Source organism: Duncaniella sp. (assembly GCF_029054785.1).
GTDB lineage: Bacteria > Bacteroidota > Bacteroidia > Bacteroidales > Muribaculaceae > Duncaniella.
This window is the reverse complement of record NZ_JAIDEN010000074.1, coordinates 1-6,343: the sequence shown is the minus strand read 5'-3', so window position 1 is coordinate 6,343 and position 6,343 is coordinate 1. Positions and strand designations below refer to the sequence as shown.

At 45.4% G+C, this 6,343-nt stretch carries 3 protein-coding genes, 2 tRNA genes and 1 pseudogene; 5 read left to right on the top strand and 1 reads right to left on the bottom strand.

Annotation, left to right across the window (positions count from 1 at the left end):
- Positions 1 to 328 precede the first annotated feature (328 nt).
- A tRNA-Leu gene (locus K2H17_RS04795) sits at positions 329 to 410 on the top strand.
- A 25-nt stretch (positions 411 to 435) separates the two neighbouring features.
- Positions 436 to 522 (top strand) — tRNA-Ser (locus tag K2H17_RS04790).
- Positions 523 to 670: 148 nt separating this feature from the next.
- On the opposite strand, the gene K2H17_RS04785 is transcribed toward K2H17_RS04790, so the two are convergent.
- Positions 671 to 1,522: a GIY-YIG nuclease family protein gene (locus K2H17_RS04785; protein WP_300132046.1), complete on the bottom strand. Its 852-nt coding sequence runs from the start codon at positions 1,520 to 1,522 to the stop codon at positions 671 to 673.
- A gap of 156 nt (positions 1,523 to 1,678) precedes the next feature.
- On the opposite strand from K2H17_RS04785, the gene K2H17_RS04780 reads away from it, so the two are divergent.
- The 3 genes and pseudogenes from K2H17_RS04780 to K2H17_RS04770 all read left to right on the top strand — a co-directional run.
- On the top strand, positions 1,679 to 4,492 hold the full coding sequence (locus tag K2H17_RS04780; RefSeq protein WP_300132044.1) for a DEAD/DEAH box helicase family protein: 2,814 nt from the start codon (positions 1,679 to 1,681) through the stop codon (positions 4,490 to 4,492).
- Positions 4,493 to 4,552: 60 nt separating this feature from the next.
- Positions 4,553 to 6,085: a class I SAM-dependent DNA methyltransferase gene (locus K2H17_RS04775; protein ID WP_300132043.1), complete on the top strand. Its 1,533-nt coding sequence runs from the start codon at positions 4,553 to 4,555 to the stop codon at positions 6,083 to 6,085.
- Positions 6,085 to 6,343 (top strand): annotated as a pseudogene (locus K2H17_RS04770) (restriction endonuclease subunit S); the annotation flags it as partial. The gene K2H17_RS04775 and the pseudogene K2H17_RS04770, both read left to right, overlap by 1 nt.

Sequence of the window (6,343 nt, the reverse complement as noted above, 5' to 3'; positions counted from 1 at the left end):
TATTGTTGTTTTTTTCTGTCAATAATTTCATGTCTGAGAATTTTTAAAGTTACCTTAGCCTTGGTGTCTCTTTTGCTAAATTGTTGAAATTCGTCAGTCGCATAGCTCGCTATGCTCCTTTCTCATTTACAACAATTTATCTAAAAGATACACCACTCAGATTTTAACTCTTGTTTTTTAACAACCTCTAAAATTTCAATCTTCATTCAGACAAAAAATCGGGTCAGCTATTGTCAGGAATAAAAAAAATCCCTACCTTTGTGCCCGTCTAAATCACATATCGTTTCCATTGGAGGTGCGATTTGTGAGCCGAAGCTGAAAAGCACTTGCCCGGATGGCGGAATCGGTAGACGCGCCGGTCTCAAACACCGGTGGAGCAATCCATCCCGGTTCGATCCCGGGTCCGGGTACATAGTAGGAAAACAAAAGACCAAAGGAAGGATGCCGGAGTGGTCGATCGGGGCGGTCTCGAAAACCGTTGTTCCCTTACGGGAACCCAGGGTTCGAATCCCTGTCCTTCCGCAAAATGTATCTCAAGATACATAAGCTAAAACAAAAGCCTGTAACTGTCAACGTTACAGGCTCTTTATATTTATGATTCGTGGTGCTGACCAAAGAGGGAGCCGTAGAAAAAATTGGAATATCGTTGATCGAAAAAAGTCTTTAATTGTTACTGCTGGTCGGATTTGTTTTTGGCGTTCAGTACGGATTTGAGAGTGATGCCTTTGGCGTTGTGCCAGTCAGTCCATCCGTTTGAACTGCGTCCAAGGCAGAACACTGAGGCGGCACTTGGGCTGTCGAAGCGCTTGTTCAGTTTCAGTCGGCGTTTTCCGTCAGCCTCTTCAGTCAGTTCGGAGATGAGTTTCTTCCGTTTTTCCGGCGACGGACAAGAGTTGGTGTGGTCAGGTGCGATGATACTTCCGGCAATGACGGTCAGTCCGTTCTCGTTGTAGACACCCTGAGCGTCGGCGCCACGGCCTGTCAGAAAGATGTTAATGGAATGTCTGTCGTGTTTCTGGATCGGTTCTTCAAAAATGTTACATCCGATAAAAGAGGCCAGGAATATGATATCATCAAAAAACTCGTCGTCAGGGTCGCGTTTGTGTTCAGGGAGTATCGGTAGATCCGGATTCTGTTTGTTCTCGTCCAACACATATTGCTTGTTCTTGATGGCGAGCGTAATAGCCTTGGACTCAAGATAGAGTACATCAGCTTTGTCGATCTGAGATTCATTCTGAGAGATGAACACCAGGGCCTTGGACCAGAATCCTTTCTTTTGATCGTGGTCTTTTATGCGTTTGCTGAAATTATTGGTTTCTCCGATGTAGGCTTTCGGTTCCCCTTCTTCGGTTTCTCCAAGCAGGATGTAGAGGGCATATTTCTGCAATTCCTTACGGCTGATGATGTCAGTCATTTTTGATCGTGGCACCACGATCGCCATACAGTTTTTGTTACTGACATAAACCATACGCGGTCCTTGGGGAGTGCCATCAATCAGGTAAGTTGTTATCGTTTTGCCCATGCGTGGAGATAAGTAAATTAATAGTAAATTTATTACAAAAATACGAATAAAATCCGAGAAACGCTTATATCCTCCATAAAAATGGCGATAAATGATTGCTAAAGATTTAGTAAATTTGTAACTTCGTATAATGATTATTATCGGAAGTTTCAATATATGCAACCTGAAGAAAAAGCAAGACTGATAATTGACGCCAAGCTGAAGGAGGCCGGGTGGACAATACAGGACATCAAGGAGTTCAATCCATTTGCTTCAAAAGGAGTCGCTGTCAGAGAATTTCAGACAAACGATGGCGATAAGGTGGATTATGCTCTTTTTGTCGATGGGATTCCGGTCGGTCTCATAGAGGCAAAACCGGATGAATCAGGAGTTCTTCTTTCATCGGCGGCTTGTGAGCAGAATCTGAAATATGCCAAGTCCGGTTTGAAGGGTAATTATGACAAAGAGATGTTGCGTTTTCTTTACGAGGCTACGGGGTTGATCACAGAGTTTACAGACTTGTATGATCCGAAGCCAAGGTTGCGAAAAATTTATTCATTCCACAGGCCGGAACATTTGAAGGCTCTGATGGATGACTATCGTCTGAACGGGAACAAGACCCTTAGAGCCAGGCTGAAGGATTTCCCTGAGTTGCCGTCAGCTGGATTTCGTGATTGCCAGATCTCTGCGATAAAAAGTCTTGAGGCTTCTTTTGCTAAAAATCATCCTCGCGCATTGGTCCAGATGGCTACCGGTGCAGGGAAAACTTATACCGCTATTACGAATACTTACCGGCTTCTTAAACATGGTAAGGCCAAGCGCATCCTCTTTTTGGTCGATACGAAAAATCTCGGCGAGCAGGCTGAGATGGAGTATAAGAATTTCATTTCTTACGACACAACCTCAAAGTTGAGCGAGTTGTATAACATACAACGCATAACGACATCCAATATTCCTCAGGAAACGCAAATCTGTATCTCTACAATCCAGCGTCTGTATTCGATGCTCAAAGGTGACATTTCAACCTTTCCGGACGATGCCGATGAGGAAGAGATGGCGGCGACGGGTGATCCGCGAGAGATAGTCTACAATCCGGAATATCCGCCTGAGTTTTTTGATTTTATTATCATCGACGAATGTCACAGGTCAATCTACAACCTTTGGCGGCAGGTACTGGAATATTTCGACGCTTTTCTGATCGGGCTGACTGCAACTCCAAGCAGCCATACGTATGCGTTTTTCAATGAGAATGTTGTCAGTGAGTACACCCATGAGCAGGCTGTCGCAGACAATGTCAATGTCGGCGCTTTCGCTACTTTTGTGATCGAGACTGAAAAAACGAAAAAGGGCGGTAGGGTCGCGCGTATTCACCAACAGCTTGAAGTGCGTGACAAGCGCACACGCCTTCAGAAGTGGCAATCAGCAGATGAGGATCTCTCATATTCCGGTAGAGATCTTGATAATTCGGTTGTCAGCAAATCACAGATACGTCTCGTCTTGCAGACATTCAGGGACAGCTGGAGGAAATGGATGTATTTCCGTGACCGGGAGGAATTGCCGAAGACTCTGATATTTGCCAAGAACGACAGTCATGCCGCCGACATCGTGGAGATTGCCAAAGACGTGTTTGGAGAGGGTAATGATTTCTGTAAGAAAATCACATATACGACCGAAGAAAATGAACAGAGTCTGCTTTATGCTTTCCGAAATGAATTTTATCCGCGCATAGCTGTGACTGTGACTAAAATTGCAACAGGCACTGATGTGAAAGCCATTGAGATTCTCCTTTTCATGCGTGACATCAAGAGCGAGAACTTCTATGAACAGATGCTTGGCCGTGCCCGCAGGACGCTTGGGGCCGAAGACTTGCGTAAGGCATCGCCATCGGCCAAATCGGATAAACTCGGCTATGTGATTGTCGATGCGGTCGGTGTCACAAAGACCGAGAAAACTTCACGAGGCAAAGGCGGGGCGGACACAAAACAATCTGTCTCGTTCAAAAAACTGATGCAGAACATAATCACCAACGATACGAGTGAGGAGACGTTTGCCTCTTTTGCAACCCGTCTGGAGCGACTTGAAAAGGTGTTGAACGATAATGAACGCAACCGCTTCAAAGAACTGTCGGGCAATGTCTCCGTGCGTCAGCTGGCCGCTGCATTGAAAGCAGCCCATGATATAGATCTCATTGAGTCCGAGATGAGAGGCAGAATGTCTGAAAAGGACTATATGGCTATGTCGCCGCAGGAAAAGGATAATCTCAGAAAGGATGTCATAGCAAAACGCTGTCGCGAGGCTGCGATGCCTCTGTTCAATCCTGAAGTGAGAAAATATCTCATGACGGTCAGGAATTCAAACGAGCAGACCATTGATCCGGCTCTTGACTCTCTGATTTCGGCTGACTTTGACGATAAAGTCCATCTGGATAAGGAAAAAGTGCGCGAATCATTCCGGGAGTTTATTGATCGGTATCGCGATGAAATCATGGCATTGCAAATCATCTACAATCAGGACTACCGCAACCGCCATATAACCGAGAGCATGATCCATCAGTTGTATTTCCGCATGACGGAACACAACCGGGCGCTGAACGAGACAATCATCTTTGCTGCCTATGAAGACCGGACAAAGAAAAAGTCGATGTTCAGGGAACTGATGGACATTATCCAGGTAATTCGTTATGAATGGAAGCAGATCAGCGATCTTGTTCCCTATGCCGATCGTGTGCGCCTAAAATATAAGGACTGGCTCTTTGAGAAAAACAAAAACAAAGGAGGCGCACGAGGTGCGGACACCGTGCCATTTACTGCCGAACAGCTGTCATGGCTGGAGATGATCAGGGATTTTATTGCTAAAAACGGCAGTATTGAGCCTGAAGACTTTGACTATGGAGATTTTCTTGTCAATGGCGGTTTCGACAAGTTTTACAGCTTGTTTAAAGATAAATATGAAATTATAATAAACGAACTCAATGAAGCTCTTGCAGCTTGATAAAATAAGCTGTTTTTTACGAGAGTCAGATGGTGTTCTTGAAATTGTTGAAATTCTAATATGGCAGATTCAAAAATAAGCAATAAGGTATGGCAGATAGCCACAATTCTGATGGATGCAGGTGTGTCGAACAGTGACTATCTGGAACAGATCACATTTATGCTTTTCCTGAAGATGGTCGACGAAAATCTGAAACTTCCGTCCTTCCGTCATTGGAAAAACATAGATTTGCCTGAAGAGTGCAGTTGGGAGATACTGAAGTCAAAGACCGGAGAGGAACTCAAAGAGTACTACTCAGGTATACTGTCAAAACTCTCGAAGAAAACCGGAATGATCGGCGAGATTTATCGTGGAGCGCAGAATAAGATCAATTCTCCGGTCCACATTGCCAAGGTCATAAACATGATCGATGGCATTGAATGGGGCCAGTTGCACGAGGATGTCAAAGGCGAGATTTATGAAAGTCTGCTTGAACGCATAGCCCAGGATACAAAGAGCGGTGCGGGGCAGTATTTCACACCGCGAGCACTGATCAATGTCATCGTCAGGTGTGTCAATCCCACCTTGGGTAAAACCGTGGCGGATCCTTGCTGCGGATCCGGCGGTTTCCTCCTTGCCGCCAAGTCTTATCTGATGGGCAATGCCGGCTCACTCTCAAAAGAGGATGCGGTGAAACTGAAACGGGAGACGTTTTTCGGTAATGAAATCGTGGCCGGGACATATCGCTTGTGCCTTATGAATCTTCTTCTGCACGGTATAGGCGAATTTGGAGGAATTCCGCCGATAAAGTGTCAGGATTCGCTCGCCTTTGCGCCGGGCGATGGAGACCATTACGATTATGTCATGACCAATCCTCCTTTCGGCAAGAAATCGGCATCGGTCATAGAGACGGAAGAGATTGACAAGGAGACAGGAGAGAAGACCATAAAGATCAAAAAGGAAGCAGACAATTATAGGCGTACGGATTTTATTGCCACTACTTCCAACAAACAGCTGAATTTCGTGCAGCATATAAAATCACTATTGAAAGATCATGGAACGGCCGCGGTTGTGCTGCCTGACAATGTTCTGTTTGAAGGTGGGGCCGGAGAGACAATTCGCAAGAATCTGTTGGAGACATGTAATCTTCACACGATCCTGCGTCTGCCGACAGGCGTGTTTTATGCTCAGGGTGTAAAAGCGAATGTCGTATTTTTTGAAAAGCGTCCCGCAGCTCCCGCCAATCAGACAAAGGAAGTCTGGTTTTACGATTATCGGACAAATGTGCGCCATACATTGAAGCAAAATCCTTTGACAGAATCTGCTCTTGAAGAGTTTGTGCAATGCTATTGTGTCGGTAACATTCACAATAGAACCGAACTGTATCATCCCGAAAAGAATCCTGACGGACGATGGCGGAAATACACATATGAGGAACTGATCGCTCGTGACAAGACCAGTCTTGATGTCACATGGATCCGTCAGGGCGATGCGGTTGAAGATGTATCGCTGTCGGAACTGATGGCGTCGATCAAAAAGAAAAGTGAGAACATTGCCTCTGCCGTAGCACAGCTTGAAGAACTTTTAGCACAACTCAATATCAAGGAGGACTGATGGATACAAAGAAACTACGTCAAAAAATACTTGACCTTGCTATTCGAGGCAAACTTGTTCCGCAAGATCCAAACGATGAACCGGCCTCAGTGCTTCTCGAACGCATCCGTGCCGAGAAAGAGCGTCTTATCGTCGAAGGTAAAATCAAACGGCCAAAAAAATCAAAAACAACTTCTCCTGCGCGCCATTATCAGAAGTTGCCGTTTGAGGTGCCGAGTAATTGGGTGTGGGTGACATTGGAAGAGATCACATCCACAA